This is a genomic window from Pseudomonas sp. LBUM1653 (genome assembly GCF_059716115.1).
In genome coordinates, this window is sequence record NZ_CP166803.1 from 248680 (window position 1) to 274922 (window position 26243).

26 protein-coding genes and 2 pseudogenes are annotated in these 26243 nt (G+C 60.0%); 10 read left to right on the forward strand and 18 right to left on the reverse strand.

Annotated features, from left to right (window positions below; translation table 11 throughout):
- The first annotated feature begins 53 nt into the window (after positions 1-53).
- Positions 54-1367, forward strand: coding sequence for an ATP-binding protein (locus ACA054_RS01160; protein WP_497687836.1), 1314 nt, complete (start codon positions 54-56; stop codon positions 1365-1367).
- Positions 1368-1451: 84 nt separating this feature from the next.
- On the opposite strand, the gene rimK is transcribed toward ACA054_RS01160, so the two are convergent.
- Both rimK and rimB read right to left on the reverse strand, forming a co-directional pair.
- Positions 1452-2357 (reverse strand): 30S ribosomal protein S6--L-glutamate ligase, encoded by a 906-nt coding sequence (gene rimK / locus ACA054_RS01165; RefSeq protein ID WP_008057588.1) that lies wholly within the window; start codon positions 2355-2357, stop codon positions 1452-1454.
- Positions 2354-2833 carry a retropepsin-like aspartic endopeptidase RimB gene (gene rimB, locus ACA054_RS01170; RefSeq protein WP_497637471.1) on the reverse strand — a complete coding sequence of 160 codons (480 nt, stop codon included), beginning with the start codon at positions 2831-2833 and terminating at the stop codon, positions 2354-2356. Before rimB ends, rimK begins: the two co-directional genes overlap by 4 nt.
- 216 nt (positions 2834-3049) lie before the next feature.
- On the opposite strand from rimB, the gene ACA054_RS01175 reads away from it, so the two are divergent.
- The 3 genes from ACA054_RS01175 (at position 3050) to ACA054_RS01185 (ending at position 6292) form a co-directional block, all read left to right on the forward strand.
- Positions 3050-3454: an RNA-binding S4 domain-containing protein gene (locus tag ACA054_RS01175; protein ID WP_497687837.1), complete on the forward strand. Its 405-nt coding sequence runs from the start codon at positions 3050-3052 to the stop codon at positions 3452-3454.
- Positions 3455-3668: 214 nt separating this feature from the next.
- Positions 3669-4571 (forward strand): Hsp33 family molecular chaperone HslO, encoded by a 903-nt coding sequence (hslO, locus tag ACA054_RS01180; protein ID WP_497687838.1) that lies wholly within the window; start codon positions 3669-3671, stop codon positions 4569-4571.
- Between the two features lie 179 nt (positions 4572-4750).
- Positions 4751-6292, forward strand: a complete 1542-nt coding sequence (locus tag ACA054_RS01185; protein ID WP_497687839.1) for a phosphoenolpyruvate carboxykinase — start codon at positions 4751-4753, stop codon at positions 6290-6292.
- Between the two features lie 60 nt (positions 6293-6352).
- On the opposite strand, the gene ACA054_RS01190 is transcribed toward ACA054_RS01185, so the two are convergent.
- The 7 genes and pseudogenes from ACA054_RS01190 to ACA054_RS01220 all read right to left on the reverse strand — a co-directional run bounded on the left by ACA054_RS01190 (position 6353) and on the right by ACA054_RS01220 (position 9429).
- Positions 6353-7207, reverse strand: a complete 855-nt coding sequence (locus ACA054_RS01190; RefSeq protein ID WP_497690224.1) for an EamA family transporter — start codon at positions 7205-7207, stop codon at positions 6353-6355.
- Positions 7208-7250: 43 nt separating this feature from the next.
- Positions 7251-7604: pseudogene (locus ACA054_RS01195) on the reverse strand (DUF1493 family protein).
- Between the two features lie 92 nt (positions 7605-7696).
- Positions 7697-7849 (reverse strand): annotated as a pseudogene (locus ACA054_RS01200) (YhfG family protein); the annotation flags it as partial.
- A 9-nt stretch (positions 7850-7858) separates the two neighbouring features.
- Positions 7859-8146 carry a NadS family protein gene (nadS, locus tag ACA054_RS01205; RefSeq protein ID WP_497687840.1) on the reverse strand — a complete coding sequence of 96 codons (288 nt, stop codon included), beginning with the start codon at positions 8144-8146 and terminating at the stop codon, positions 7859-7861.
- Between the two features lie 2 nt (positions 8147-8148).
- Positions 8149-8463 carry a type II toxin-antitoxin system RelE/ParE family toxin gene (locus tag ACA054_RS01210; RefSeq protein ID WP_497687841.1) on the reverse strand — a complete coding sequence of 105 codons (315 nt, stop codon included), beginning with the start codon at positions 8461-8463 and terminating at the stop codon, positions 8149-8151.
- A 128-nt stretch (positions 8464-8591) separates the two neighbouring features.
- Positions 8592-8888, reverse strand: coding sequence for a hypothetical protein (locus tag ACA054_RS01215; RefSeq protein WP_497687842.1), 297 nt, complete (start codon positions 8886-8888; stop codon positions 8592-8594).
- 250 nt (positions 8889-9138) lie between these two features.
- Complete coding sequence (locus ACA054_RS01220) at positions 9139-9429, reverse strand: hypothetical protein (protein ID WP_497687843.1); 291 nt, start codon at positions 9427-9429, stop codon at positions 9139-9141.
- Positions 9430-9812: 383 nt separating this feature from the next.
- Between ACA054_RS01220 and ACA054_RS01225 the strand changes: the two genes are divergently transcribed.
- The 3 genes from ACA054_RS01225 (at position 9813) to ACA054_RS01235 (ending at position 13703) form a co-directional block, all read left to right on the forward strand.
- A complete protein-coding gene (locus tag ACA054_RS01225) occupies positions 9813-11780 on the forward strand; it encodes a RecQ family ATP-dependent DNA helicase (protein ID WP_497687844.1) in 1968 nt (655 codons plus the stop codon).
- 90 nt (positions 11781-11870) lie between these two features.
- Positions 11871-13097, forward strand: a complete 1227-nt coding sequence (locus tag ACA054_RS01230) for a 3-hydroxyacyl-CoA dehydrogenase (protein ID WP_497687845.1) — start codon at positions 11871-11873, stop codon at positions 13095-13097.
- A gap of 186 nt (positions 13098-13283) precedes the next feature.
- Positions 13284-13703, forward strand: a complete 420-nt coding sequence (locus ACA054_RS01235) for an acyl-CoA thioesterase (protein WP_497687846.1) — start codon at positions 13284-13286, stop codon at positions 13701-13703.
- Between the two features lie 68 nt (positions 13704-13771).
- On the opposite strand, the gene ACA054_RS01240 is transcribed toward ACA054_RS01235, so the two are convergent.
- The 4 genes from ACA054_RS01240 to ACA054_RS01255 all read right to left on the reverse strand — a co-directional run bounded on the left by ACA054_RS01240 (position 13772) and on the right by ACA054_RS01255 (position 18756).
- On the reverse strand, positions 13772-14254 hold the full coding sequence (locus ACA054_RS01240; protein ID WP_497687847.1) for a glycine zipper domain-containing protein: 483 nt from the start codon (positions 14252-14254) through the stop codon (positions 13772-13774).
- A gap of 337 nt (positions 14255-14591) precedes the next feature.
- Positions 14592-16940, reverse strand: a complete 2349-nt coding sequence (locus ACA054_RS01245) for an FdhF/YdeP family oxidoreductase (RefSeq protein WP_497687848.1) — start codon at positions 16938-16940, stop codon at positions 14592-14594.
- Positions 16937-17776, reverse strand: coding sequence for a formate dehydrogenase accessory sulfurtransferase FdhD (fdhD, locus tag ACA054_RS01250; RefSeq protein WP_497687849.1), 840 nt, complete (start codon positions 17774-17776; stop codon positions 16937-16939). Before fdhD ends, ACA054_RS01245 begins: the two co-directional genes overlap by 4 nt.
- Positions 17777-17868: 92 nt before the next feature.
- Positions 17869-18756 carry a LysR family transcriptional regulator gene (locus ACA054_RS01255; RefSeq protein ID WP_497687850.1) on the reverse strand — a complete coding sequence of 296 codons (888 nt, stop codon included), beginning with the start codon at positions 18754-18756 and terminating at the stop codon, positions 17869-17871.
- 130 nt (positions 18757-18886) lie between these two features.
- Here ACA054_RS01255 and lysM point away from each other — a divergent pair, with 130 nt between their 5' ends.
- On the forward strand, positions 18887-19336 hold the full coding sequence (lysM, locus tag ACA054_RS01260; protein WP_497687851.1) for a peptidoglycan-binding protein LysM: 450 nt from the start codon (positions 18887-18889) through the stop codon (positions 19334-19336).
- A gap of 122 nt (positions 19337-19458) precedes the next feature.
- Here lysM and yrfG read toward each other — a convergent pair whose 3' ends face one another.
- Positions 19459-20121 carry a GMP/IMP nucleotidase gene (gene yrfG, locus ACA054_RS01265; RefSeq protein ID WP_497687852.1) on the reverse strand — a complete coding sequence of 221 codons (663 nt, stop codon included), beginning with the start codon at positions 20119-20121 and terminating at the stop codon, positions 19459-19461.
- Positions 20122-20211: 90 nt separating this feature from the next.
- On the opposite strand from yrfG, the gene nudE reads away from it, so the two are divergent.
- Both nudE and cysQ read left to right on the forward strand, forming a co-directional pair.
- A complete protein-coding gene (nudE, locus tag ACA054_RS01270; protein ID WP_497687853.1) occupies positions 20212-20778 on the forward strand; it encodes an ADP compounds hydrolase NudE in 567 nt (188 codons plus the stop codon).
- The gene (gene cysQ / locus ACA054_RS01275) at positions 20775-21602 is read left to right on the forward strand and encodes a 3'(2'),5'-bisphosphate nucleotidase CysQ (RefSeq protein WP_497687854.1); all 828 of its coding nucleotides are present in this window, start codon (positions 20775-20777) and stop codon (positions 21600-21602) included. The genes nudE and cysQ overlap by 4 nt, the downstream gene beginning before the upstream one ends.
- A gap of 119 nt (positions 21603-21721) precedes the next feature.
- Here cysQ and ACA054_RS01280 read toward each other — a convergent pair whose 3' ends face one another.
- From ACA054_RS01280 to rfbC, 4 genes are all read right to left on the reverse strand, one after another.
- Positions 21722-22177, reverse strand: coding sequence for a YiiD C-terminal domain-containing protein (locus ACA054_RS01280; protein WP_419712491.1), 456 nt, complete (start codon positions 22175-22177; stop codon positions 21722-21724).
- Between the two features lie 40 nt (positions 22178-22217).
- Complete coding sequence (locus tag ACA054_RS01285; RefSeq protein ID WP_497687855.1) at positions 22218-23612, reverse strand: sigma-54-dependent transcriptional regulator; 1395 nt, start codon at positions 23610-23612, stop codon at positions 22218-22220.
- Positions 23609-25417, reverse strand: coding sequence for a sensor histidine kinase (locus ACA054_RS01290; protein ID WP_497687856.1), 1809 nt, complete (start codon positions 25415-25417; stop codon positions 23609-23611). Before ACA054_RS01290 ends, ACA054_RS01285 begins: the two co-directional genes overlap by 4 nt.
- A 108-nt stretch (positions 25418-25525) precedes the next feature.
- On the reverse strand, positions 25526-26071 hold the full coding sequence (gene rfbC, locus ACA054_RS01295; RefSeq protein WP_497690225.1) for a dTDP-4-dehydrorhamnose 3,5-epimerase: 546 nt from the start codon (positions 26069-26071) through the stop codon (positions 25526-25528).
- Positions 26072-26243: the final 172 nt, after the last annotated feature.

The following is a 26243-nucleotide window of genomic DNA, read 5'->3' on the forward strand; positions in this document are numbered from 1 at the left end:
CGACCGGCAATGTGCGAGCATCGCTCGCTCCTGCACGTGTTTAACGGTTACCCATGAAAACCCCGGTTTGGTTCCCCCAAAGTTTCTTCTCTCGCACCCTTTGGCTGGTGCTGATCGTTGTCCTGTTTTCCAAGGCGCTGACCCTGGTTTATCTGCTGATGAACGAAGACGTACTGGTGGACCGCCAGTACAGCCATGGCGTCGCCCTGACGCTGCGCGCCTACTGGGCGGCCGATGAAAACAATCGCGAAAAGATCGCCGATGCTGCAACCCTGATTCGGGTAGTAGGCGCCGGTGTGCCTGAGGGTGAACATCACTGGCCCTACAGCGAGATCTATCAACGGCAGATGCAAGCCGAACTGGGGGCCGATACCGAGGTGCGCTTGCGCATGCACTCGCCACCGGCGCTGTGGGTCCGGGCGCCTAGCCTGGGCGATGGCTGGCTGAAAGTGCCGCTGTATCCGCACCCGTTGCGCGGCCAGAAAATCTGGAATGTGCTCGGCTGGTTTCTCGCCATCGGCCTGCTGTCCACTGCCTCGGCGTGGATCTTCGTCAGCCAGCTCAACCAGCCCCTCAAACGCCTGGTGTATGCCGCGCGGCAACTCGGCCAGGGGCGCAGCGTGCGCTTGCCGATCAGTGATACACCCAGTGAAATGACCGAGGTCTATCGCGCGTTCAACCAGATGGCCGAAGACGTCGAGCAGGCCGGCCGCGAGCGCGAACTGATGCTGGCCGGGGTTTCCCATGACCTGCGCACGCCGCTGACCCGGTTGCGCCTGTCGCTGGAGCTGATGGGCGATCATAACGACCTGACGGACGCCATGGTGCGCGATATCGAGGACATGGACGCCATTCTCGATCAGTTCCTGGCGTTCATTCGCGATGGTCGTGACGAGTCGGTGGAGGAGGTGGACCTGAGCGATCTCGTCCGCGAAGTCGCCGCGCCGTACAACCAGAACGAAGAAAAGGTGCGCTTGCGTCTTGAGCCGATTCAACCATTCCCGTTGCGCCGGGTGTCGATGAAGCGGCTGTTGAACAATCTGATTGGCAACGCGTTGAATCACGCGGGCAGTGGGGTTGAGGTGGCGGCGTATGTGTCCGGAGATACCAGTGCGCCTTATGTCGTCCTGAGTGTCATGGACCGTGGCGCCGGGATAGATCCATCGGAGCTGGAAGCGATCTTCAATCCATTTACTCGGGGTGATCGGGCCCGGGGCGGCAAAGGCACTGGGCTAGGTCTGGCGATCGTGAAGCGGATTGCTTCGATGCATGGCGGGAATGTTGAATTGCGCAACCGTTCGGGCGGTGGACTTGAGGCTCGGGTGCGGTTGCCACTTGGATTGATGCTGCCGCGGGATGCGGTTTAACCGCTGAAAAGATCGCAGCCTGCGGCAGCTCCTACAGGGTACGCATTCCCATGTAGGAGCTGCCGCAGGCTGCGATCTTTTGCTTTATCCCTTGCCTTTGGTCCGCGTCATGTTCGGCCCGCCATTCTTCTCCAGGTGCTCGATGATGATCCCCGCCACGTTCTTGCTGGTGGTGGTCTCGATCCCTTCCAGTCCCGGCGACGAGTTCACTTCCATCACTAGCGGCCCGTGATTGGAACGCAGGATATCCACCCCTGCCACGGCCAACCCCATGACCTTCGCCGCGCGCAATGCCGTCATGCGTTCTTCCGGGGTGATCTTGATCAGGCTGGCGCTGCCACCGCGATGCAGGTTGGAGCGAAACTCCCCGGGTTTGGCCTGGCGCTTCATGGCTGCAATGACTTTGTCACCGACCACGAAGCAGCGAATGTCGGCACCGCCAGCCTCCTTGATGTACTCCTGAACCATGATGTTCTGCTTGAGGCCCATGAATGCCTCGATCACCGACTCTGCCGCCGTGGCGGTTTCGCACAACACCACGCCGATGCCCTGGGTGCCTTCCAGCACCTTGATCACCAGCGGCGCGCCGTTGACCATTGCAATCAGGTCGGGAATGTCGTCGGGGGAGTGAGCAAAACCGGTGACCGGCAAGCCGATACCGCGCCGAGAGAGCAATTGCAGCGATCGTAGTTTGTCCCGCGAGCGGGCGATGGCCACCGATTCGTTGAGAGGAAACACACCCATCATTTCGAACTGGCGCAACACCGCGCAGCCATAAAACGTGACCGACGCACCGATCCGCGGGATCACTGCATCGAAACCCTCCAGCGGTTTGCCGCGATAGTGGATCTGCGGCTTGTGGCTGGCGATGTTCATATAGGCGCGCAGGGTGTCGACCACCACCATTTCATGGCCGCGTTCGGTACCGGCTTCGACCAGGCGACGGGTGGAATACAGACGCGGGTTCCGCGAAAGCACAGCGATCTTCATGCAACACCTGTGGAGGAGGTAGATACCGGGAACACCGGCTTGTCTTGTACATATTTGATTCCCGGATTGACTACCAACTGGCCGTCAATCAGGGCTTTGGAACCGAGTAGCAGGCGATAACGCATGGATTTGCGGCAGGCGAGCGTGAACTCGACCCGCCAGACCCGATCGCCGAGGGCCAGGGTGGTGCTGATCACGTATCGCACCTGCGCATGACCGTTGGAGCTTTTAATGGTTTTTCTCGTCACCAGCGGTGCTTCGCAGCGGCGGTGACGTAACTGCACCACCGTGCCCAGGTGCGCGGTGAAGCGCACCCACTGCGCGCCGTCGCGGTCGAAAGTCTCGATGTCGGTGGCGTGCAGGCTGGAGGTGCTGGCACCGGTGTCGATTTTTGCCCGAAGGCCGGCGACTCCCAAATCCGGGAGCGCCACCCACTCGCGCAGACCGACAACGGTCAAATGGTCAAATGTCTTCAAAATTGCTCAACCGGTAGAAACCGCTCTGGCCGCAAGCGGCCGAATTCGCGGTATTCACGCAGAATAATGGTTAAAAGGCGACAGATATCTACGGCCCGGATTTCCAGCCCCACGGAGAGGTTCTGGAATGTCTGCATTGTAATCCGGGACGGCGTAATTCTTGGTACGACTGAAACGGTAGTACAGTTCACCAATATTTCAGAACGAGGAAATCCCATGGCACAAAAAAACGAAGAGGACGACAAGGTCCGCCTCGATAAATGGTTGTGGGCGGCGCGCTTTTACAAAACCCGTGCCTTGGCCAAGGCGGCGATCGAAAGCGGCAAGGTGCATTGCCGGGGAGAGCGCTGCAAACCGGGCAAGGAGCCGCGCATTGGCGATGAATTCGTGATACGCACCGGTTTCGAGGAACGCACGGTAGTGGTCCAGGCGCTCTCGATTGTTCGACGTGGCGCGCCCGAAGCACAGACGCTGTATGCCGAAACCGAAGCCAGCTTCGCCAAGCGGGAAAACGCAGCGGCCGAGCGCAAGGCAGGTGCCTTGGGTGTGAGTACCGATGGCAAGCCGAGCAAGAAACAGCGGCGGGATCTGTTCAAGTTTCGTGGCAGCAGCAACGAATGATTCATCAGGGCCACCGATCACGCCAATCAGGCCAAGACTTGTAATTGCGCCTGTGTGTAGCCATATAAGGTAATTAGTTTGCCGTGCATGTGCCATTCGTCGTAAAGCGCTTACAGCCACAGGCCTCCAGGCCACAACCCGGCAGCCATACGCTATAGCCAAGGCGTAACCTCGTTCCGTAACCACTTTTGTCACCACTTCAGATACCAGACTTATGACCGACTTACCGGATAACGACTTCACCCAACGCTTCATCTTCGATGACAGCGACACCCGTGGCGAGATGGTTTCGCTGGAACTCAGCTACGCTGAAGTCCTGGCCAAACACGCCTATCCGGAGCCGGTTGCGCAACTGCTCGGCGAACTGATGGCGGCCGCAGCGTTGCTGGTTGGCACCTTGAAGTTCGATGGCCTGCTGATCCTACAGGCCCGCTCTGAAGGCCCGATTCCGTTGCTGATGATCGAGTGCTCCAGCGAGCGCGACATCCGTGGCCTGGCCCGATACGAGGCTGAGCGGATTGCCCCCGACGCCACCCTGGCCGACCTGATGCCGGCTGGCTCGCTGACATTGACCATCGACCCGAAGCAGGGCCAGCGCTACCAGGGCGTCGTCGATCTGGACGGTGAAACCTTGTCCGATTGCTTCACCAACTACTTCGTCATGTCTCAGCAGATTGGTACTCGCATCAAGCTCTGCGCCGATGGCCGCCGTGCCCGTGGCCTGTTGCTGCAACAGCTGCCCGCCGATCGCTTGAAAGACGAGGAAGAACGCGCCGACAGCTGGCAGCACCTCACTGCACTGGCCACCACCCTGACGGCCGATGAATTGCTGAGTCTGGACAACGAAACCGTGCTCCATCGTCTCTATCACGAAGAGCAGGTTCGTCTGTTCGATGTGCAGAAACTGCGCTTTCGTTGCAGCTGCTCGCGCGAACGTTCAGCCAATGCGCTGGTCAGTCTGGGTATGGAAGACGCGCAAAACCTGGTGCTCGAACACGGTGGTAACATCGAGATCGATTGTCAGTTCTGCAACCAGCAGTACCTGTTCGACGCCGCCGATGTCACCCAATTGTTCGCTGGAGCGGGTGTCGAGACGCCGTCAGATACCCGGCACTAAAACGGTTCAGCGCAGGTAAATTCACTGGAAAGTACCGCAATAGCGCCGTTACGACGGGAGGGCCCTACTCTTTTTGGGCTTTTCTGGCATAATCCGGCCCACTTTTTTCGCGGTAGTAGTGCACGACTTTCTACTACAAAACGTTTGGAGCACTCGGCCACTGGCCGACGGGGAACCTCATGACGCAAGCCAATAACGCCGTGTACACCGATCTGAGTGTTGATGATCTGGTTAAAGAAGCCCTCAACCGCGGTGAAGGCGAGCTTGCCGATACCGGCGCACTGGTTGTTCGTACCGGTCACCGTACCGGCCGTTCGCCAGTCGATCGTTTCATCGTTGAAGAGCCGTCCACCTCGGCCGCCATCGCCTGGGGCCCGATCAACCGCAAGTTCCCGGCTGACAAGTTCGATGCCCTGTGGAGCCGCGTAGAAGCATTCAACAATGCGCAAGAGCACTTCGTTTCCCACGTGCATGTAGGCGCGGCTGAAGAGCACTACCTGGCCGTGAAGATGACCACCCAGACCGCTTGGCAGAACCTGTTCGGCCGTTGCCTGTTCATCAACCCGGCCCAGTACAACCCGGCTGGCCGTGAAGAGTGGCAAGTGCTCAACGTTGCCAACTTCGAATGCGTTCCAGAGCGTGATGGCACCAACTCCGACGGTTGCGTGATCATCAACTTCGCGCAGAAGAAAGTGCTGATCGCCGGCATGCGCTACGCCGGTGAAATGAAGAAAGCCATGTTCTCGGTGCAGAACTTCCTGCTGCCGGCCGCCGACGTGCTGCCAATGCACTGTGCTGCCAACATCGGCGAAGAAGGCGACGTGACCCTGTTCTTCGGTCTGTCCGGTACTGGCAAGACCACCCTGTCCGCCGATGAAAGCCGTTACCTGATCGGTGACGACGAACACGGCTGGGGCGAGGGCGTGGTGTTCAACATCGAAGGCGGTTGCTATGCCAAGTGCATCGACCTGTCCGAGAAGAACGAGCCGGTCATCTGGAAAGCCATCAAGCACGGTGCAGTCCTGGAAAACGTCGTTATCGACGACGCCAAGCACGCCGACTACGCCGATGTCAGCCTGACCCAGAACAGCCGCGCCGCCTACCCGCTGGAGCACGTAGCCAAGCGTTCCGAGCAGAACCTCGGTGGCGAGCCGAACGCTGTGATCTTCCTGACCTGCGACCTGACCGGCGTTCTGCCGCCAGTGTCGATCCTCAACGAAGAACAAGCGGCCTACCACTTCCTTTCCGGTTACACCGCTCTGGTCGGTTCGACCGAAATGGGTTCGGGCAGCGGCATCAAGTCGACCTTCTCCACCTGCTTCGGCGCACCGTTCTTCCCGCGTCCGGCTGGCGAATACGCAGAACTGCTGATCAAGCGCATCCGCGGCTTCGGCTCCAAGGTCTACCTGGTCAACACCGGCTGGACCGGCGGTGGCTACGGCGTCGGCAAGCGCTTCAACATCCCGACCACCCGCGCGGTGATCGCAGCGATCCAGAGCGGCGCTCTGATCGGTACCGAAACCGAGCACCTGGACACCATCAACCTCGACGTGCCACTGGCCGTACCGGGCGTTGAAACTGGCCTGCTGAACCCACGCAACACCTGGGCCGACAAGCCATCCTACGACGAAGCCGCTAAAGCACTGGCCGGCCTGTTCATCGAGAACTTCAAGAAGTTCGAAGTGAGCGACGCGATCAAGGCTGCTGGTCCGAAGTTGTAAGTGTTGGTTTGATGCAATGAAAAAGCCGCCCTTCGGGGCGGCTTTTTTGTGCGCAGCGTTTCAGGTTTTCAGGTGCAAGACAAACGCGCCGACCAACACCAGCACTACCCCCAGCACCTGCACCTTCCCCAGCCGTTCCTTGAAAAACACATACCCCAGGATCGCCGCAATTCCGCCGGACAACGTGCTGATCACCGTCACCACCGAAACCGACCCGGCCACCGCCCCCCATGCGAATGAGGAAAACCCGCCGAGGTTCATCAGGCTGGCGCCGGTCAGCGTCAGGCAATTTTTCAGCGGCGGTATTTTCAAGCCGTCGTCGAGCCTGAGTACGATCACCACCAGCACCATCAACCCGACCAGGTATGCAAGCCAAAGCATTGTCACCGGCCCCAGCACGGGCAACACGAAACGTCCCTGCAGCCAGAAACTGGTGCCGTAGAACATTGCCGCCAGCAGCGCGTAGGCGATGGAGTTGCTGGCTTGGGTGGTGTGTGGCACCTTCGGGTCGGAATGAATGCTGGATAGAACCACCCCGAGCACACAGAGGCCGATACACAGCAACTGAATCAGGCTGATGTGCTCGCCCCCGGCCCAGGACAACAGCGTGGTCACTACACCATATGACGTCACCAGCGGGGCGACGATGGAGGCTTTGCCCAGGGCGAACGCCTTGGACAAGGCCAGGGCGCCGGACACCGTCAACACGGCCGCGACGAGGCCGAAAAGCCAGGTTTCCAGCGGGGCGGCCATGGACCGCAGAATGAATACCGGGAAGGCGATCAACAGCAGGCTCATGATGGTAAAACCCAGCGCCTGGCCGAAATACACGGCACGTTTGACGCCGACGGCACGGGCATTCAAGCCCACCAGAAAATCCGTGCCGCCCCACAGCAAAGCAGCCAACAAGCCCATCAATACGTCCACGCAATGTCCTTATTGTTATGTGCCGCGGACGTTACAGGCCTTCAAGTTCCCGGGTGTCCCAGCGTTGAGCCTTGATCGCTCGGTAGAGCATGCCGATGGTCAATGGTTCCTTCTAACCGCGACCCTTGGCTTTGCGCTTGAGAAATACATCGTAGCCTTCGGGTTGAAAATAGAGGTAGCTGTCGTAATCCACGAAATCGATGGCGAAGTGGTCTTCCAGGGTTTCGATTAAATGCTGTGCATCGGCGCCGTTGCAGCCAAGGTCGAAGTTGATCGAGGTGGTGAGGCTGATGGTTTTGCGTTCGGGGAGGCCGAGTTCTTCGTGTAGTAGCTGGATGAGCAGGTGCAGGGTGGGGTCTTCGGGGAGGTTGGGGGCGAGGTTCATAGTAAAGATGTCTGACTGGACTTGGGCAGATCTAATTGTTCGTCAGGAAGGATGGGAAGGGCGGGAGCAGATTGCGGCGAAGCATTTTGCAGGTACTTGGCGATGGCTTCTTCTCGAGTGGACAACGGTTTTTCGAGATCTGCCGGCGACGTGTTGAACCCTGCAAGACGCAAGCTTGCTAGATAGTTTGAACGGCAGACCTTTTCGTAATGCGCTTGTTTTTGTTCGAATGTTAACTTGCTCATCACGTCGCCTCAGGTGGCTAATGCATTCAATACATGGACGGGGTCATTATGAATAGCTTTCAGCAAAGCTTTAGCCGGCCCCGTTGGCTCACGACGGCCCTGCTCCCAGTTTCGCAGAGTGCCAAGTTGGACGTCGATCAACGCTGCGAACTTGGCTTGAGTTAAACCAGTAGCCTTACGGATTTCTTTGACATGCAATGCATCTACCTGAAATTCGCGGGATGGTCGCCGCTCACCCCGTACGATCTCGTCCATCTGTTGTACGCTTTCCATCAGCTCATCAAAAAATTTGCTCATGGTTATCTCCAGTGTTCAATGACGGCTTTCAACGCTTTGCGCTCATCGGCGGTAAGATCTTGTTGTTCATTTTTAGGGTAGATCATCAATAAAGCGATTTGCGATGCCGAGATGAAATGATAGTAAATCACTCGAGCTCCGCCTCGTTTACCGTGCCCCTTCGCCGCAACCCGCATTTTGCGAATCCCGCCTGCCCCTTCGATGACGTCACCAGCTGAAGGGTTCAATACCAGCTGCTTCTGTAATATGGCGTAGGCATCGTCATCCAATAGCTCTTTGGCTCGACGAGTGAAGATTGGGGTCTCAATAAATATCATTAGTAATGTACGCCATTGGCTTACTTTTTGGCAGTGCCGGTAGTCCTGAATGAACCCGCCGCCTTTTCAGCTGCGACCGTTGTTTGATCGTTCTCACGCAGAGAGTGAGAACGATCATTCACTAGACGTCAGGTTGGAGCTTTCCAGTTGAGCATGCGTTGCTGTGCGACTTTGAGCAGGTCGCAACCGTCTTGGGTCAAGAGGTAGAGCGCGTGGGTGATGTGGGGGATGTCTTCGACGTCGCCGTCCTTGAAGCTTTGGCAGTGCAGGGTTTGCAGGAGCTCGCTGGAAGCCCGAATGCGCTGGAGAGCGGCTTCGAGGATGTCTTGGGGGTTGGCTTCTGTATCGATGAACAGGGGCGGGGAATCGGTGAGGTTTGTTTGAAGTGGGCGGTAGCGATTTGGAAACGGATTTAACATGGTCACGGAGTAACACCTCAAATTAGATGGGAATGTGCGATCTCGTTGTTCTCGGGTGACCAAACCCGGTTCGCTGATGGCAACGACAGTCCAACTATAGGTATGAGTCTTCGGGGCGCGAAAGACGACAAGGCGTCTTCTTTTGTAGGACCGTGCCGAAGCTTTGATAGGGCGTTGCTGACGGACTTGTCCACAATGCACCGCGTTATCGTTCATCGCGAGCATGCTCGCTCCCACAGGGGGATTGTGGTGTTCTTCAGCCGGTGAGTTTCGGCAGACGTTGTCGGGCGATTTCGAGCAGGTCGTTGCCGTCATGGGTCAGCAGGTACAGCGCATTGACAATGTTGGGGATGTCGCTGGCGTCGGCCTGTTTGAAGCACAGGCAGTACAAGGTTTCCAGCAGGTCGCTGGCGGCGCGGATGCGTTGGCGGGCGGCGTCGAGGATTTCCAGGGGATCGGCCTCGGTGTCGATGACCAGCACCGGGGTTTCGCTGTTACTGGACTTGAGCGGGCGATAGCGGTCGGCCAGTGGGTTGGGGTTGTTCATCGAGGTGGGTCCTGTGCGAAATCGGCAAGTGTGCCCGGCAGGCCGAGACACTTTTTCAGCCGCGCCGGAAACTATAGAAGGGTGCGTGACTAAGCGACAAGACCGCTTTGATGGACAGGTTTTGTAGGGTTTTTATCGTTTTTTGAGGAAGGGACTACGCGTTGGCGCCTTTTTTTGCGCGAAACGGTTAGAGGTAAAAATGCCTACAGGATTGTCGGGTGTTGTTAGGCGGAACTCGGGTAGACAGGGCATCAGAATCTGTAGGATTGATCGACATCAACACGCTGTATCATCCCGTATCGTTTTGCCCCGGACCTTTTCTCGACTCGCTGCGATCGCCGGCTAGGCTTTGCTCATCGCAGCAGTCAACGGAGTGACAGCTTATGCACAACACCCTGGAACAGGTTTTCGGTTATCCACAGTTTCGTCCCGGCCAAGAGGCAGTGGTCAGCGCGGTGCTGGCGGGGCGCTCGGCGGCGGCAATTTTCCCCACCGGTTCCGGCAAGTCCCTTTGCTATCAGCTGTCGGCCGTATTGCTGCCGCACCTGACGCTGGTGGTCTCGCCACTGCTGGCATTGATGCAGGATCAGTTGGCGTTCCTGCAACGCCACGGCATTGCCGCGGGCAGTATCGATTCGGCCCAGAGCCGCGATGACGCCAGCGATGTGATGGCCCGCGCCAAGTCCGGCGAACTGAAAATCCTGATGATCTCCGTGGAGCGCTTGAAGAACGAGCGATTTCGAAATTTCCTGCAGCAGGTGCCGATCTCGCTGCTGGTGGTGGACGAGGCGCATTGCATCTCCGAATGGGGCCATAACTTTCGCCCGGACTACCTCAAGCTTCCGGACTATCAGCGCCAGTTCAACATTCCCCAGGTGTTGTTGCTGACTGCCACCGCGACCCCGAAAGTGATCGCCGACATGCAGGCGAAATTCGCCATCGAACCTGACGACGTGGTGACCACCGGTTTCTATCGGCCGAACCTCAACCTGTGGGTGGAGCCGGTTCGCGGCCAGGACAAGCGCCGACGTCTGGTGGAATGGATGAGCCAGCGCCCCGGCCAGCCGAGCATTGTCTACGTCACCCAGCAGAAAACCGCCGAGCAGATTGCTGAACACCTAGAGCGCAATGGCATTCAGGCCGAGGCCTATCACGCCGGTTTGCCCCACGAGCAGCGCGACGGTATCCAGAAACGATTCATGGGCGGGCAGTCCAATTGCATCGTCGCCACCATCGCCTTCGGCATGGGCATCGACAAGAGCGACATCCGCAACGTGGTGCATTTCGACCTGCCCAAATCCATCGAAAACTACAGCCAGGAAATCGGCCGTGCCGGGCGTGACGGACAGCCATCGGATTGCCTGGTGCTGGCCAATCGCGACAGCCTCAACGTGCTGGAAAACTTCGTCTACGGCGATACGCCTGAACTGGACGGAATCCGCTGCGTGCTCGACGAAATGCAGGCCGCCGCGCCCGAAGGACAATGGGAGTTTCTGCTGGGGCCTCTGGCGGACCAGAGCAACATTCGCCAGCTGCCGCTCAAGACATTGCTGGTTCAGCTGGAGCTTCGTGGTTTGATCGCTCCGCGTTATGCCTACTATGCCGAATACCGGTTCAAGTATCTGCAGGAGCCCGAGGCATTGCTGGCTCGCTTCGAGGGTGAACGCAGGGATTTCGTCGCGGCGATCATCCAGACATCCAGCCGCGCACGGACCTGGGCCACGGTGAATTTCGATGCGCTGTATGAACAGCACCAGGCCGAGCGCAGTCGGGTGGTCAAGGCGCTGGATTATTTCCAGGAGAAGGGCTGGGTCGAGCTTGAAAGCAAGCTGATGACCGAAGTGTACAGCCTGCTGCAAACCGGTTTCGACAGTGTCGCGTTGAGTGAAGAGCTGCACGCCGGCTTCACTCGGCATGAACAGACCGAGGTTGCACGGATTCACGCCATGCTCGATCTATTCGCCACCGATCGCTGTCTGGGCTATCGCTTGGCCGAGTATTTCGGCGACGAAAATGCGCCCCGCCAGTGCGGGCATTGCTCGGTGTGTCACGGGCAAGTGGCGCGGCTGCCAGCACCGCCGGCGTTTCCGGCGCTTGTGGATAAAAATTTCGAGGGGTTGTGTGGCGCTTTTATCCACAGGCATGAGCAACACACGGGGAGTGTGCCGTCGGCCGAGCGCGTGACGCGGTTTTTATGCGGGATCAGTGTGCCGTTGTTTACCAAGCTCAAGGTGCGGACGATTTCGGGGTTTGCGGCGTTGGACGATTATCCGTATGCCGAGGTCCGGGGATGGGCCGAGGTACACCTACCGGAATCATTGGTGTCCGGCGAGGGCGCATCCATCCGCTGAATGTTGCTCATCACAGGAATAAATTTCAAAAAAGCGCAGCGGCTGACTATGGTGAAGGCTGTCTTCGGATCGCCAACAAGAGAACAAAACATGAGCCAGACACCGTTCAATATTCAGCGCGCAGCCGTCATCGGCGCGGGCACCATGGGCCGCGGCATTGTCATGTGCCTGGCCAACGCCGGGGTGGCGGTGCAATGGGTCGATAACAATCCGCAGATGCTTGAACAGGCACTGGTCACCGTGGCGGACACCTATGCCCATAGTGTTCGGCAGGAACGCATCGATCAGGTCGAGGCCGATGCCCGCGTCGCGCGAGTCACGGCGGCCGCCGATTATGCGGCTATTCGTGATGTCGATCTGGTCATCGAAGCCGTCTACGAAAACCTCGAACTCAAGCAGGCCATCTTCCGCGAACTGGACGGCTTGCTCAAACCTGAAGCCATTCTGGCAAGTAACACGTCGGCACTGGACATCGACGCCATCGCCGCGGTGACTGGCCGCCCACAACAGGTCCTGGGCCTGCACTTCTTCAGCCCGGCGCACATCATGAAACTGCTGGAAATCGTCCGGGGTGACCAGACTGCACCGGCGGTCATCGATGCTGCACTGGCGCTGGGCAAGCGCATGGGCAAGGTCAGCGTGGTGTCGGGCAATTGCGACGGCTTCATCGGCAATCGCATGCTCAATACCTATGTGCTGGAAGCCCGAAAAATGCTGCTGGAGGGCGCTTACCCCTACCAGGTCGATGCGGCGCTGCAAGGCTTCGGCTTCGCCATGGGGCCATTCCGTATGTTCGACGTGGTCGGCGTCGATCTGCAATGGCGCGCCCGGCAACTGTCCGGTGTGGGGCAGGATGCGCCAGAGGTGCAGGTGGATAACCGTCTGTGTGAGCAGGGCCGTTTCGGTCAGAAGAGTGGCAACGGCTACTACCACTATGAGCCGGGCAGTCGCCAGGCTGAACACGACCTGCATGTCGATGCATTGGTGCTGGAAGTCAGTGAGGGACTGGGCTTTCATCGCCGCAAGATCAGCCCGGAGGAGATTCTGGAGCGCTGCCTGCTGGCGTTGGTCAACGAGGGCGCGAAGATTCTTCAGGAAGGGATCGCCGGATCGGCCCACGACATCGATCTGGTTTACCTCAACGGATATGGGTTCCCGGCGGACAAGGGCGGGCCGATGGCCTGGGCGGATCAGCAAGGGTTGGCGGATATTCATCAACGGCTGTTGGCGCTGGAGACCCGCCAGGGTGATCACTGGAGCCCGGCGCGGTTGATTGGTGATTTGGCGGCGGTGGGCAAAGGGTTTGCTGACCGCTGATTGATGTGGCGCCTGCAAGGGCGCCTTCGTCGGAACGCCGCCCGGAGCCGGCTCGCTCCCACAGTTGATCTTCAGTGAACCGAATTTTTTTACGACTTAGATCCCTGTGGGAGCGAGCCTGCTCGCGAAGAACGATAACGCGGTTTTCGTCTTAAACTGGTAATCCAACCCCAGGAATCAATGCTGATGCCCCAACGCTCCGACTACCCACACTTCCAACCCATCACCACACGCTGGCACGACAACGACGCCTACGGTCACGTCAACAACGTCACCTACTACAGCTTCTTCGACACGGCGGTGAACACCTACCTGATCGAAGTTGGCGGCCTGGATATCCATGATGGCGAGGTGGTGGGTTTCGTGGTGAGTTCAGCCTGCGATTACTTTGCTTCCATCGCGTTCCCGGACCGGATCGAGGTCGGCCTGCGGGTTGGAAAATTGGGCAACAGCTCGGTGCAGTACGAGTTGGCGGTGTTCAAGCAAGGGGAAGACGAGGCCTGCGCAGCGGGGCGCTTCGTGCATGTCTTTGTCGACCGCGCCTCGAATCAGCCAGTGGCGATTCCGGCTGAGTTGCGCAGTGCCTTGGGGCGGCTGGTGGTTTGAAGCAGACAAAAAAAATCGCAGCCCTTGGGCTGCGATTTTTTTTACCTGCCAGCGAAACCGTTCCGGTTTCAATGACGGTGGCGGTAGTACTTCTTGTGATGCTTGCGATGGCCGTAATGATGGCCACGATCGTGATGGCCGTCACGGTAGGAGCGACGATCACCACGACGATCGTCATCGTCGTCATCATCGCTCTTGTTGCCCATATAGTTACCCAGCGCGCCACCGGCGCCGCCGCCTGCCGCGGAGCCGATCAGGCTGCCGGTGGTGCCGCCCATGCTGCGGCCGACCACGTTACCGCCTGCTGCGCCCAACGCACCACCGATGGCGGCTTCGCCACGGCTGCGTTTGTCTGCGCCGACTGCGCTACCACCCGCGCCGCCCAAGGCCGCGCCGATGGTGGAACCTGTATTGCCGCCAATCGATTGGCCGACGACCGAGCCCAGAACCCCGCCCAATGCGCCGCCCACACCTGCTTCGGTGGTGCCGCCAGCAGAGGCCATGCCACTGACCAGGCCAAGGGACAACAAGAGAATCGAGGAGAACTTCATGGAGGAACCTCAAGGGGATGACGACGCGATCCTGAGGCTGTGTCATGGACGTGACAATCGAAATCCGACGAGTAACACGACTTGAGCACATTTCTATAAGTTGCTGTTTTTTGGGCGGAACTTAACGGGTTTTCGCCGGTCTTTAGTTACTTCGGATAGGCCGTTTTTGTGAAAAAACGGCCTTTTTTGTGAGCGTTTGGAAAATAATCCATCCGCAAGTTTCGTTGATTTTCCACCGCCATCGCGAGCAAGCTCGCTCCCACAGTTTGATTTGCGTTGAACACACACACACTGTGGGAGCGAGCTTGCTCGCGATGAGGCCAGACCAGGCGCAGCGTTACGCGGATTTGGCCAAGATCAACCCGGTCTCACTCGCCGCTTCCAATCGGATCGCCACGAACTTCGACGTCGGCGTATGGCTGCCATCCCCGGTGCTTTCCAACGGCACCAACGGGTTTACTTCCGGATAGTACGCCGCCGCTTGCCCCGCCGGAATATCGAACGCCAGTAGCGTGAAGCCCTTCACCCGACGCTCCAGGCCATCATCCCAGATCGAAACGATATCGGCCTTCTGCCCCGGTTTGAAGCCCAGGCGAATGATGTCTGCTTCGTTGACGAACAGCACGTCACGCTGCCCCTTCACTCCGCGATAACGGTCGTTAAGGCCATAGATCGTGGTGTTGTACTGATCGTGGGAGCGCATCGATTGCATGATCAGGTCCGGCAGCACACCGGTAGCGCGGGTGCGTTCGTGCACCAGGTCCTTGGGCAACGCGTTCGGCCGGAAATTGGCCCGACCCGATGCAGTGTTCCACTTGCGCGCGCCGGCGCTGTTGCCCAGGTAGAAACCGCCCGGGTTCTTGACCCTCTCGTTGAAGTCCTTGAACCCTGGAATGGTTTCGGCAATCAGGTCGCGGATGCGCCCGTAGTCGGCCACCAGCCAGTTCCAGTCCACCGGGTGGTTGCCCAGGGTGGCTGCCGCGATGCCGGCAAGAATCGCCGGCTCCGAGCGCATCTGGTTCGACAGCGGCTCCAACTGACCATTGGAGGCGTGGACCATGCTGAACGAATCTTCGACGGTCACCGCTTGAGGACCTTCGGTTTGCCGGTCGATGTCGGTCCGGCCCAGGCACGGCAGGATCAGGGCGTCTTTACCGTGAGTCAGGTGGCTGCGGTTGAGCTTGGTGCTGATCTGCACGGTCAGGTCGCAGTTGCGCAGGGCCTGGAAGGTGCGCGGACTGTCCGGGGTGGCTTGGGCGAAGTTGCCGCCCAAGCCGATGAAGACTTTGGCCCGGCCTTCGGCCATGGCATGAATCGCCTCGACCACGTTGTGGCCGTTTTCGCGCGGCACCGTGAACTGGAAGCGACGTTCCAGGGCATCGAGGAACGCCACCGGCGGCCGTTCGTTGATGCCCATGGTCCGATCGCCCTGCACGTTGCTGTGGCCACGCACCGGGCACAGGCCGGCGCCTGGCCGACCGATGTTGCCGCGCAGCAACATCAGGTTGGCGATTTCCTGGATGGTCGCTACCGAATGGCGATGCTGGGTGATGCCCATGGCCCAGCACATGATGACGTTCTTGCCCTTGGCGTACATGCGCGCCGCTTGCTCGATCTCCACCAGGGTCAGGCCGGACTGCTCAACGATCTGTTCCCACGGGGTTTCGTCGATGGCGGCCAGGTAGTCCAGGACATTGACGCTGTGTTCATTGAGGAAGACGTGATCGAACACCGCAGGCTCGCCCGCTTTCTGTGCATCGCGCTCCCATTGCAGCAGGAACTTCGCCATGCCACGCATTATCGCCATGTCGCCGCCCAGGGCTGGACGGAAGTACGCGGTGTTGGTCGGTTTGTCGCCGTTGGTGAGCATTTCAATCGGATGTTGCGGGTGCTGGAAGCGCTCCAGGCCGCGCTCTTTCAGCGGGTTGATGCACACCACTTGCGCGCCGCGTTTCACCGCTTCACGCAACGGTTCGAGCATCCGTGGATGGTTGGTGCCAGGGTTCTGGCCCCAGACGAAAATCGCATCGGCGTGTTCGAAGTCGTCGAAGGTCACGGTGCCTTTGCCGACGCCGACACTTTGTGCCAATGCCACGCCGCTGGCTTCGTGGCACATGTTCGAACAGTCGGGAAAGTTGTTGGTGCCGTAGGCGCGCACGAACAGCTGGTACAAAAAAGCCGCTTCGTTACTGGCGCGGCCCGAGGTGTAGAACTCGGCCTGATTCGGGCTCGACAAGCCGTTCAGGTGTTTGGCGATCAGCGCAAAGGCAGCGTCCCAACTGATCGGCCTGTAGCGATCGGTCTCGGCGTCATAGCTCATCGGCTCGGTCAGCCGGCCCTGATACTCAAGCCAGTAATCGCTTTGCTCCAGCAGCGAAGTGACGCTGTGCTTGGCGAAAAATTTGCCGTCGACGCGGCGTTTGGTCGCTTCCCAGTTCACTGCTTTGGCGCCGTTCTCGCAGAACATCACCATGCCGCCTTCATTGGAATCACCCCAGGCGCAACCGGGACAGTCGAAGCCGCCGTTCTTGTTGGTCTTGAGCATCATCCGCAGGTTTTTCAGCGCGTTGTCGCTGGTCAACCAGGCCTGGGCGACGCTGATCAGTGCGCCCCACCCTCCGGCCGCGCCTTTGTAGGGCTTGTAGCGAGGGACGGGTTTCTGGTCGGCTTGACGGTGTTGACTCACGCTTGGTTCTCCAACGCAGGGCTGTAGACCCGCGGCGCATTCTTTTGTGGCAGATGGATGAGATTGAGGTTGTGGCGACGGGCCCATTGCACGGCGAGCCCCGTGGGCGACGACAGGCTGACCAGGGTCTGGATGCCGGCGCGCAAGACTTTCTGGATCAACTCGAGGCTGCATCGACTGGTGACAATCGCCAGTCCGCCAGCCATCGGAATGTTTTGGCGAATCAAGCCGCCGATCAATTTGTCGAGGGCGTTGTGCCGGCCGATATCTTCACGACCCAGCAACAGTTGGCCTTGGTCGTTCATGAACACGGCCGCGTGCACCGCCCCGCAGTGCTGGCCAAGCGGCTGGAACGCACCGATGCGCTGGCGCAGGCCCTCGAGCCACTCGGCCGGTGGCAAGGGGGCGCCGGGCAATACCTCGAGCTCGGGCAATGCCTGCTCGACCGCTTCCACGCCGCAGAGCCCGCAACCGCTGGTACCGGCCAGTTGCCGACGCTGTTGCTTGAGGTTCCAGAACGCGCGATTGGCGATGGTCACTTGCGCGTATTGCGCCGATCCCGAACCGCTGAGTTGCAGGTCATAGATGTCCGAGGCGTCATGGATGATGCCGCTGCCCAGGCTGAAGCCGACGATGAAGTCTTCCAGGTCCGTGGGCGTCACCAGCATCACCGCCTGGCTGATACCGTTATAGGCAATCGCCAGGGCAACTTCCTCGGCCAGCGCGGTGCTGGCCGACTCCGAGTGCTCAAGGTTGCTGTAGCTATATGTCTGGCTGGCGGCGGGCGCGGGCGTTTCGAGGGCAGGCGCCGCGCAGGCTGGGCGCTTGGCGTTCATGGCATCACCGAGGGATTGATCAGCTTTAAGACTAGGCGTGACAACTTGTCGCGTCTAATCGCTATTACTGATCTGCCGATAGATGCCGTCGATCAAGCGCCGATCAGTGATTGTTGATAAATCGCAAAACAAGCTTCCGCCAAGGCCGAGCGTGGCGCGCTGCGCCGCATGATTAGCCCCAGTCGGCCGAGGGTCTGGGCGTTTTCGATCGGTTGCAGGCGCAAATGATCGGTCAGTTCTTCCAGGCCTCCGTCCAACGGCATCACGGCGCAGCACAAGCCGCCGTGTACAGCTTGTAACAGTTGATGAACGGCATCGGTTTGCAACAAAGGCTGCGGGTTGAGGCCGCGGCTATGGAAGTTGTGGTCGATGGATTGGCGAAAGTGCATGCCGCTGGTGAGCATGCCCAGCGGCAATTCGATCAACGATTCCCAGCTCAGCGGCGCTTCGCCGAAGGTAAAGAAACGCTGATCGTAGAGCAGGCCCATACGGGTTTCACTGAAGGCCAGGGAATCGAAGCGCTCGGCATCCAGGCGTTCGAGGTAGGACACGCCGAGGTCCAGGCGATTGTTCGCCAGTTGTTCGAGGATTTGCTCGGAACTCAGCGCCGAGAGTTCGAAGCGCAGGTTCGGGTGTTCCGCGTGCAGGCGTTGCAGCAGCGGCAAGGGATCGAAGCTCGACAGCGGCACCACGCCCAGGCGCAAGGTGCCGACCAGGTTGCCGCGACAGGCGGCCGCCTCGGCGTACAAGCCGTCATAGGCCGCCAAGACGGTGCGCGCCCAGGCCAGGACCCTCTCGCCAGGTGCGGTGAAGCCTTCGAAACGCTGGCCGCGATTGACCAGCGGCAGATCGAGTTCTTCTTCGAGGCTGCGCAGGCGCATGGACAGGGTCGGCTGAGTAATGTGGCAGCGTGCGGCGGCCTGGCCGAAATGGCGGGTTTCGTCCAGGGCGATGAGGAATTTCAGCTGCTTGATGTCCATCTTCGCTCCTGGGTTCCGGGAAGGGGCCGATTCTAGCGCAAGCGGCGTCATTGGTCGGGTTGCATTCGCAAATGACCGTCGTGGTCTAGGCTTTTGCGTCTGGAACCCGAAACCCAAGGAGAGCGAAACGATGAGCCTGTTCAGTTTTCTAAAAGAAGCCGGTGAAAAAATCCTCGACGCGTTGACGCCGGACAAGGCCGAAGCCAACAGCGAGGCGTTGACCAAGCATGTGCAGAGCGCGTTGACGGGGATCGATACGTCCAAAATTCAAGTAAAGGTCGAGGGCGAGAAAATCATTGCTACCGGCGAAGCCGCCAGCCAGGAAGAGAAAGAAAAAATTCTTCTGGCGCTGGGTAACGTGGCCGGTATTAGTGGTGTTGATGACCAGATCACCGTGACCGGACCGGTTGCCACACCGGCGAAGTTTGTCACCGTCGAAAAAGGCGACACGCTTAGCGCAATCTCCAAGCGTGTGTATGGTGATCCCAACAAGTATCAGAAGATCTTCGAAGCCAACAAACCGATGCTCAAGGACCCGAACAAGATCTATCCAGGGCAGTCATTGCGAATTCCTGAGTAACCCTCAAGACCGCTTTCGCGAGCAGGCTCGCTCCCACATTTGATCTGCAGTGAACACAGCATTTGTGCACGACGCAGATCCAGTGTGGGAGCGAGCCTGCTCGCGAAGCAGGCAACTCGGTCTCAAAGCCCTGCTATCAAATCCCGATAATCCCCGACCGCCGCAAACTCCGCCGTGTCCTTGGGTCCTTTGCGGCTGTCCGGCTCTTTCACCGCCAACAAATGAGCCACCCCGAACTCCCGCGCACTGCGCAGGATCGGCAAGGTGTCGTCGATAAACAGGCTGCGCGCCGGGTCGAAGTCGATGTCGGCCTGCAAGGCATCCCAGAACTGCGGATTTTCCTTGGGGAAACCGTAATCGTGGGAGCTTATCAAGCGCTCGAAATACGGTGCCAGCTCAATTCTTTCCAGCTTCAATGACAGCGAATCGCGGTGCGCATTGGTGATCAGCACCACGCGCTTGCCTGCACGCTTGATCGCTGCCAGAAAGGTGTCCGCATCCGGGCGCAGGGCGATCAGGTGAGCGGTTTCCAGTTTCAGTTCGCGCACGGGCAGTTTCAGTTCGGCACTCCAGAAATCCAGGCAGTACCACTGCAGCTGACCGGCATTGCGTTCAAACAGCGGCTGCAACTCCATCTCGGCCATGGCCCGGCTCACCCCGTGCCATTCGGCATAACGCTTTGGCAGGTGCTCGAGCCAGAAATGGTTGTCGAAGTGCAAGTCCAGCAGCGTGCCGTCCATGTCCAGCAGAACGGTATCGATGTCGCGCCAGGGCAGCAGAGACATAAAAACTTCTCCAACGGTAAAAAAAGGTATCCGGGGACAACAATCAGGATAGGCCGGGTATAGTAACCCGCTATCGCCCAGGAGCCGCTCATGCGCCAGAAACCCACCATCCTCGCCCGCGAGATTGTCGCCACCAGCCGTTTGTTCTGCGTCGAGGAGCTGAAGTTGCGTTTTTCCAATGGCGTGGAGCGCACCTATGAGCGGTTGGTCGGAAAGGGCGCAGGCTATGGCGCCGTGATGATCGTGGCGATGCTCGATTCCGACCATGCCGTACTGGTCGAGGAATACTGCGGCGGTACAGATGAATACGAATTCTCGCTGCCCAAAGGCTTGATCGAACCGGGCGAGGACGTTTTGGCGGCAGCCGAGCGCGAGCTCAAGGAAGAGGCCGGTTTTGGCGCGCGACAGCTTGAGCATTTGACTGAGCTGTCGTTGTCACCCGGTTACATGAGCCAGAAAATCCAGGTGGTGTTGGCCACTGACCTGTACGAAGAACGCCTGGAAGGTGACGAACCGGAGCCGATGGGCATGGACAAGGTCAACCTGCGCGAGTTGTCTGCGCTGGCGCAGAACCCGAAGTTCACCGAAGGCCGTGCCTTGGCGGCCTTGTACCTGGCCCGTGACCTGCTGACCCAGCGCGGGGTGTTCCAGCCATGAATTTTCCCCATCCATTGATGGCGCCGGCGGTCGAGCTGGCATTGAAGGCCGGCGAGGCGATCCTGCCGTTCTGGCGTACCGGCACGGCGGTGACCGCCAAGGCTGACGATTCGCCGGTCACCGCCGCCGACCTCGCTGCCCACCATGTGATTCTGGCCGGGCTGACCACGCTGGACCCGAGCATTCCGGTGTTGTCCGAAGAAGATGCCAACATCCCGCAGAGCGTACGCGCCGGATGGCAGCGCTGGTGGTTGGTGGACCCGCTGGACGGCACCAAGGAGTTTATTTCCGGCAGCGAAGAGTTCACCGTCAACATCGCGCTGATCGAGCAGGGGCGCGTAGTATTTGGCGTGGTGTCGATGCCGACTAATGGGCGTTTCTATGTCGGTGGTGCCGGGTTCGGCGCGTGGCGTTGCGATCAAGGTGGTACGCCCGTGGCGATTCAGGTGCGTGACGTGCCGGCCCCCGGCCAATCGTTCACCGTGGTTGCCAGTCGTCGCCATTCCAGTCCCGAGCAGGAGCGCCTGCTGGCCGGGTTGAGCGCCAGCCTGGGTGAGCTGGAGCTGGCCAATATCGGCAGCTCCCTGAAGTTCTGCCTGTTGGCCGAGGGGGCGGCAGATTGTTATCCACGCCTGGCGCCGACTTCGCAGTGGGACACGGCGGCGGCTCAAGGCGTGCTGGAAGGGGCGGGTGGCGAGGTGCTGGATCTGAATGGTGCGCCGTTCTGTTATCCGGCGCGGGAATCGTTGTTGAATGAGTTCTTTTTGGCGTTGCCGGCTAAAGCTGCGTGGCGCGAGAAACTGTTGGGATTGGCTCGCTCCTGAATGGCGGCGGCTGCACAGCTGATCGCCAGCAGGCTGGCTCCCACAGTTGATCTCTGTTGCCCGTAGGTTTTGTGTACGACAGAGCTCCAATGTGGGAGCGAGCCTGCTCGCGATAGGGCCTACCGGTGCAGCACATATTGCCCGGTAAACCTCACCGCATCCTCATCACGGCCTTCATTGACGACCCGCGTATGCAGCGTCAACCGCGCTCGGCTGTATCGCTGGAACGTGGTCAGGAATTTCTTCCAGATCACCGGGTCCGGCGCCTGGCAAATGGCATTGGCATCGCCCGTCACCGGCAGCGGGTAACTGATTTGTCCTTCCTGGATCACGATGTGCCCGTCGGTGATGCCTTCTTCTTTCAATCGCAAATGCAACCAGCCCCAACCAGCCAGCACCGCGCCGCAATACAGGCTGCCGCCGAACATGGTGCTCTTGTGGTTGACGTTGGCGTCCAGCGGCAAGTACAGGCGCAGTTGTTGATCGTGCCAGTCGAGCACCTTGAGGCCCATGTCCCGGGTGAGGGGAATGTCGTGATGGAGGACGGATTCCAGTTGACGACTGTCGCGGCTCATTCAGCGGCCTCTTGTTTGAAGTGGATGAGTGGGCGGCGGCTCAATCGAGGTCGTCGCTGTGGGTTGAGGTGCCGCTGTCGGCGAAGCTCAGGCCGTGCTTGCGCAATTTGTCATGCAAGGTCTTGCGTGGAATGCCCAGCGCCTCGGCGACGCTGCGCACCGAGCCGTGCGAGCGCGCCAGTTCGGCGGCAATCAGGGTTTTCTCGAAGTTTTCCACTTGCTCGCTCAACCCGCCGCTGACCATGTCTGCCGTCGTGCCAAGCGTGCCTTGCACCTCGTTGTTATCCAGCGCCAGTTCCAGGCCCAGGGCGAAGCGTTCGGCAGCATTCTGCAGCTCGCGCACGTTGCCGGGCCAGGTGTGGCGCAACAGCAGGGCGCGTTGTCCGGGTTGCAGTTCATGGGGCGGCAAGCCGTGGCGGGTACTGGCTTCATCGGCGAAATGCTGGAACAGCACCAATGCATCTTCGCCGCGTTCGCGCAGTGGCGGAATGCGCAATGGCGCGACGTTCAGGCGATAGTACAAGTCGGCGCGGAATCGCCCCTGATCGGCGGCTTGACGCAGATCTTCCTTGGTGGCGGCGATGATGCGGATGTCCAGCGGGATCAGTTGATTGCCGCCCAGGCGTTCGACCACACGTTCCTGCAGCAAGCGCAGCAATTTCACCTGGACGTCCAGGCTCATGCTTTCGATCTCATCGAGAAACAACGTGCCACCGTTGGCAAATTCGAACTTGCCGATGCGGCGTTTCTGCGCGCCCGTGAAAGCGCCTGGCTCATGACCGAACAACTCGCTTTCGACCACCGACTCGGCCAGCGCCCCGGCGTTGATCGCCACGAACGGACCACTGCGCCGACTCGACAGGTCATGCAGCGCGCGGGCGACCACTTCTTTACCGGCCCCGGTCTCACCGAGGATCAGCACGTCCGCCCGGGTCGCCGCCAAGGCGCCGATTTGCTCGCGCAGGCGCAGCATCGAGGGCGACTGCCCGACCAGGCGTGTGCTCAATTCATTGCGATCGCTCAGGGCCAGGCGCAGGCTGCGGTTGTCCAGCACCAGTCGGCGCAAGGCCAGGGCGCGGCGTACGCTGTCGAGCAGCGCGTCGCTGGCAAAGGGTTTTTCCAGAAAATCATAAGCCCCGGCGCGCATGGCTTGCACCGCCAGCGGCACATCGCCGTGGCCGGTGATCAGCAGCACTGGCAGTTCCGGGTCCTGGGCGTGGAGTTCGGTCAGCAGTTCGATGCCGTCCATGCCCGGCATGCGGATATCGCTGACGACCACGCCCGGCCAGTCGCGCTCCAGTTGTGCGGCCAGGCCCTTGGCTTCGGCCAGCGGAAGAATCTTCAGGCCGGCCAGGTCAAGGGTCTGGCTCAAGGCCTGACGCAGGTGGGGATCGTCGTCGATCAACACGACCTGGATGCGGTTGTCGATGGTCATGCACTTCGGTCCTCGGACGGTTGCAGGCTCACACCCGGTGCGCCTGCGCGTAGCTTCAGGGTAATCAGGGCGCCGCCCTCCTTGTGGTTGGCGAACGACAGTTCGCCGCCGAAGGCGCGCATCAGGGTCTCGCAGATCGCCAACCCCAATCCAAGGCCCTGGGTGCGGGTCTTGGTGGTGTAGAAGGGCTCGCTGGCGCGGCCGAGGGCCTCCAGGCAGAAACCGGGGCCGTTGTCGCGAATGTACAGGTTGACGCCTTCGGCGGTGGATTGGGCACTCAGCCAGAGTTTACGCGGCGGGCCTTTTTCCGTCAGGGCATCCAGGGCGTTGGCCAGCAGGTTGCCCAGCACCTGGCGCAGGCGGGTTTCTCCGGCCTCGACCCACAAAGTGGCGGCGGGCAAGTCGCGGATCAGCTCGACTTCCATACTGCGCCGACGCTTGGCCAACAAGGCCAGGGCATCGTCCAGCGCCGGCTGCAGGGCGACGCTTTCCGGGGCGTGGCGGTCGCGTCGGGCAAAGGCGCGCAGGTGAGCAATGATCGACGCCATGCGCCCGGTCAATTCGCTGATCAGCTTGAGGTTGCCACGGGCATCGTCGGTGCGCTGGTGGTCGAGCAACACTTCGGCGTTTTCCGCGTAGCTGCGGATGGCTGCCAGCGGCTGGTTGAGTTCGTGGCTGATGCTCGCCGACATCGTTCCCAGGGCGGAGAGCTTGCCGGCCTGCACCAGGTCATCCTGGGCGCGAACCAGCTCTTGCTGGGCCTGTTCGCGCTCCAGCACTTCCTGTTTGAGTCGGCGGTTGAGGCCCTCAAGATCACTGGTACGCTCGGCAACCCGGCCTTCCAGTTCGCGCCGGGCCTTGGCTTCGAAGGCGATCCGTTCCAGGTAATGACGGCGGCGTTGCATCATCAGGCCGAGCAACAGCATCAACACCAACAGCGTCGCGCCACCGATGGCGACCACTGTGCGCACTGGGCGATCGATCAGGGTGCGCGGGGCGAGGATGCTGACGTTCCAGCCGGTTTCCGCGATCGCCTGGGTCTGAGTCAACCAGGCGTTGGGATTGAGCTTCAGCGGCTTGGGCTCGCGGGTGGGGTAGGGCTGGATCGCGGTGATGGCCTTGCGCTCTTCTTCGCTCAACTCACGGGTCGAGCGAAACCGCCATTCCGGCCGCGAGGTGAGGATGACCACGCCATTGTGATCGGTCAGCAGCAGTTGCTCCGGGGTTTTGCCCCACAGGCTCTCGGTGTGGTCGAGGTCGACCTTGACCACCAGCACGCCGGTGATTTTCTCTCCCTCGCGCACGGCGGCGGCGAAAAAGTAGCCACGTTTGGCGGACGTGGTGCCCAGCCCGAAAAAACGCCCGAGCCGACCGGCCATGGCTTCGCTGAAGTACGGCCGGAAGGCGAAGTTTCGGCCGACGAAACTGTCATGCTTGTCCCAATTGGAGGCGGCCAGGGTCTTGCCCGTGGTGTCCATGAGATACATGACTTCGGCGCCGGTCTGGGTGCTGATGTTTTTCAGCAGGCGGTTGGCGTTGCCCTGGGTGACGCCATCGTCTGGGGCGCCAAGCACGGCGCGCAGGGCCGGCAGGTAGCCGAGGATCTGCGGCAGTACTTCATAACGGTGCAGGGTGCCCAGCAGGTTGGCGACGTAGAGATCGAGGGTCTGGCGATTCTGGCCAGCCAGCTCGCTGCGGTAATAGCGCTCGGCCAGATGCTCCAGCGGCCACAGCAAGGGCACCAGGCACAGCGCGAGCAGGGCCAGGCTGCGCCAGCGGGGTCTGCGGGGAAGGGTCGGAGTCATGAGCATCGAGCGCCTGTGGGGACAGGTGCATTATGCCTAGGCTTGCCGATGCAGTCTGCGCACCTTGGGTCCGGGTGCGTCTTCGCGCTGAAATGGCAGCCGGGTATTTCAGTCGAAGACGTCGGCGTCCTTGAAAAATGCCGCGGCCTGATCCCTGGCCGACAGTTGCGGCGCTGTTTCCAGCTGCCAGTCGATGGCCAGGTCCGGGTCGTCCCAACGAATGCTGCGTTCGGCCGACGGGTTGTAGTACTCAGTGGTTTTGTACAGAACCTCGGCGAAATCACTCAACACCACGAAACCGTGGGCGAAACCCTTGGGGATCCACAGCTGGCGATTATTCTGCGCAGAAAGGCGCACGGCCACCCATTTGCCGAAATGCGGCGAGCTGCGCCGCACGTCAACGGCTACATCAAGGATTTCCCCGGCGCAGACCCGAACCAGTTTGTCCTGGGTATTCTCCAGCTGGTAATGCAGCCCGCGTAGCACGCCTTTTTGCGAGCGCGAATGGTTGTCCTGAATGAACTGGGTGTTTAGGCCGGTGGCTTCCTTGAAAGCCTTCGCGTTGAAACTTTCGTAGAAAAAACCACGATCGTCACCGAAAACCTTAGGCTCGATGATCAAAACACCGGGCAGGTCGGTGGTCACAACATTCATGGTTTTCTCCAACCGTAGCCATTGATGGTCGTCATTCTTGCCCAGAGTGTCAGTAAGGGCGAGCGTCATGTGCTTTTTTCTTCGTAGTTGACCGATCTAGCCGCTTGCCAGCCGGCTGAAGGGGGGTTGCGTATCGCCCCAAGCAGTGGCGATATAGGCGCCTAATAAAATT

Excerpts from the sequence above, each read along its gene's own strand:
- ACA054_RS01240 (WP_497687847.1), bottom strand. The coding sequence starts at position 14,254 with ATGAAGTTCTCCTCGATTCTCTTGTTGTCCCTTGGCCTGGTCAGTGGC.
- rimK (WP_008057588.1), bottom strand. The coding sequence starts at position 2,357 with ATGAAGATCGCTGTGCTTTCGCGGAACCCGCGTCTGTATTCCACCCGT.
- cysQ (WP_497687854.1), top strand. The coding sequence starts at position 20,775 with ATGAATTTTCCCCATCCATTGATGGCGCCGGCGGTCGAGCTGGCATTG.
- lysM (WP_497687851.1), top strand. The coding sequence starts at position 18,887 with ATGAGCCTGTTCAGTTTTCTAAAAGAAGCCGGTGAAAAAATCCTCGAC.
- ACA054_RS01190 (WP_497690224.1), bottom strand. The coding sequence starts at position 7,207 with ATGGGCTTGTTGGCTGCTTTGCTGTGGGGCGGCACGGATTTTCTGGTG.
- ACA054_RS01160 (WP_497687836.1), top strand. The coding sequence starts at position 54 with ATGAAAACCCCGGTTTGGTTCCCCCAAAGTTTCTTCTCTCGCACCCTT.
- ACA054_RS01255 (WP_497687850.1), bottom strand. The coding sequence starts at position 18,756 with ATGGACATCAAGCAGCTGAAATTCCTCATCGCCCTGGACGAAACCCGC.
- ACA054_RS01210 (WP_497687841.1), bottom strand. The coding sequence starts at position 8,463 with ATGATATTTATTGAGACCCCAATCTTCACTCGTCGAGCCAAAGAGCTA.
- ACA054_RS01285 (WP_497687855.1), bottom strand. The coding sequence starts at position 23,612 with ATGACCATCGACAACCGCATCCAGGTCGTGTTGATCGACGACGATCCC.
- ACA054_RS01175 (WP_497687837.1), top strand. The coding sequence starts at position 3,050 with ATGGCACAAAAAAACGAAGAGGACGACAAGGTCCGCCTCGATAAATGG.
- ACA054_RS01230 (WP_497687845.1), top strand. The coding sequence starts at position 11,871 with ATGAGCCAGACACCGTTCAATATTCAGCGCGCAGCCGTCATCGGCGCG.
- hslO (WP_497687838.1), top strand. The coding sequence starts at position 3,669 with ATGACCGACTTACCGGATAACGACTTCACCCAACGCTTCATCTTCGAT.
- nadS (WP_497687840.1), bottom strand. The coding sequence starts at position 8,146 with ATGAGCAAATTTTTTGATGAGCTGATGGAAAGCGTACAACAGATGGAC.
- ACA054_RS01225 (WP_497687844.1), top strand. The coding sequence starts at position 9,813 with ATGCACAACACCCTGGAACAGGTTTTCGGTTATCCACAGTTTCGTCCC.
- nudE (WP_497687853.1), top strand. The coding sequence starts at position 20,212 with ATGCGCCAGAAACCCACCATCCTCGCCCGCGAGATTGTCGCCACCAGC.
- rfbC (WP_497690225.1), bottom strand. The coding sequence starts at position 26,071 with ATGAATGTTGTGACCACCGACCTGCCCGGTGTTTTGATCATCGAGCCT.
- ACA054_RS01235 (WP_497687846.1), top strand. The coding sequence starts at position 13,284 with ATGCCCCAACGCTCCGACTACCCACACTTCCAACCCATCACCACACGC.
- fdhD (WP_497687849.1), bottom strand. The coding sequence starts at position 17,776 with ATGAACGCCAAGCGCCCAGCCTGCGCGGCGCCTGCCCTCGAAACGCCC.
- ACA054_RS01290 (WP_497687856.1), bottom strand. The coding sequence starts at position 25,417 with ATGACTCCGACCCTTCCCCGCAGACCCCGCTGGCGCAGCCTGGCCCTG.
- ACA054_RS01185 (WP_497687839.1), top strand. The coding sequence starts at position 4,751 with ATGACGCAAGCCAATAACGCCGTGTACACCGATCTGAGTGTTGATGAT.
- ACA054_RS01280 (WP_419712491.1), bottom strand. The coding sequence starts at position 22,177 with ATGAGCCGCGACAGTCGTCAACTGGAATCCGTCCTCCATCACGACATT.
- ACA054_RS01220 (WP_497687843.1), bottom strand. The coding sequence starts at position 9,429 with ATGAACAACCCCAACCCACTGGCCGACCGCTATCGCCCGCTCAAGTCC.
- yrfG (WP_497687852.1), bottom strand. The coding sequence starts at position 20,121 with ATGTCTCTGCTGCCCTGGCGCGACATCGATACCGTTCTGCTGGACATG.